This window comes from Candidatus Hakubella thermalkaliphila (genome assembly GCF_013281975.1).
Taxonomy (GTDB): Bacteria; Actinomycetota; Humimicrobiia; order Hakubellales; family Hakubellaceae; genus Hakubella; species Hakubella thermalkaliphila.
Window position 1 is genome coordinate 1 of the sequence record NZ_BLRZ01000377.1, and the last position, 781, is coordinate 781.

The window sequence follows — 781 nt, forward strand, 5'->3', positions numbered from 1 at the left end:
AACCGAGTAGTTTTCTCTGGCAGATATTATCAGTTACCCTCTCCTACGAGCCATCGGCAAACCTCATCTTGAGATTGCATGGATTAAAGAACAACTGTTCTCCGAGGAGGCAATACTTGCGATACAACAGGGCTCCGGAGGACTTCTCAGAAGGGCAAAAGACTCAAGTGGTCTCTGCTGAACATGTCAGGATTGCTTCTACAGAAATTATTTAGACGGAAGCTCGATCGGACAGCGATACTTAAACAGACAGAGGGTAGCCACACCCTGTGTCTTCTCTACGAGCCATCGGCCACATATTATTGGTCAATTTAATGTGATAATCTTGTTAATGTGATAATCTTGGTCAAAATAATGTGAGAGGTAACAAGGTTCTCTGTGGCAAGTTCGGCTATTACCCCCTTGAGCTTCTCATTCTCTGCCGTTAGTTTTTCTTCCTTGCTTGTATCCCTTCCTTTTTTCTTGTGCCGGAGCCCTTCTATAGCGCCATTGAAAAATAACTGACGCCACTTGTAATACTGTCCTCATGCCTTTTGCAAACCTCAGAAACAGGAATCTTCCCCATTATTACTTCTTTTACTATCTCAAATTTCTTCTCCGAAGACAGATGCTTCCTTGATCCCTTCCCATTGTTCTCCATTGTGGTATCCCTCCTTTTTTTTAAGAATACCACTTCTTATTTCGTAAGGCTATTTTGTTCCATTTGGTCTGTAACTAACCACTTAGACTCCTCCGAAAAGCATACCTTGATATTATTTTCAGGAGACAAATACTTTGGCGG

Annotated in this window: 2 protein-coding genes; one reads left to right on the forward strand and one right to left on the reverse strand. The window is 42.3% G+C overall.

What is annotated here, in order from left to right; translation table 11 throughout:
* Nucleotides 1-215 (forward strand): hypothetical protein (locus tag HW443_RS13110; protein WP_219857263.1); only part of this gene is annotated, 215 nt, incomplete at its 5' end.
* Between the two features lie 263 nt (nucleotides 216-478).
* On the opposite strand, the gene HW443_RS12260 is transcribed toward HW443_RS13110, so the two are convergent.
* On the reverse strand, nucleotides 479-640 hold the full coding sequence (locus HW443_RS12260; protein WP_176238341.1) for a hypothetical protein: 162 nt from the start codon (nucleotides 638-640) through the stop codon (nucleotides 479-481).
* Nucleotides 641-781 lie beyond the last annotated feature (141 nt).

Coding starts and splice junctions, on each gene's coding strand:
- HW443_RS12260 (WP_176238341.1), bottom strand. CDS start 640: ATGGAGAACAATGGGAAGGGATCAAGGAAGCATCTGTCTTCGGAGAAG.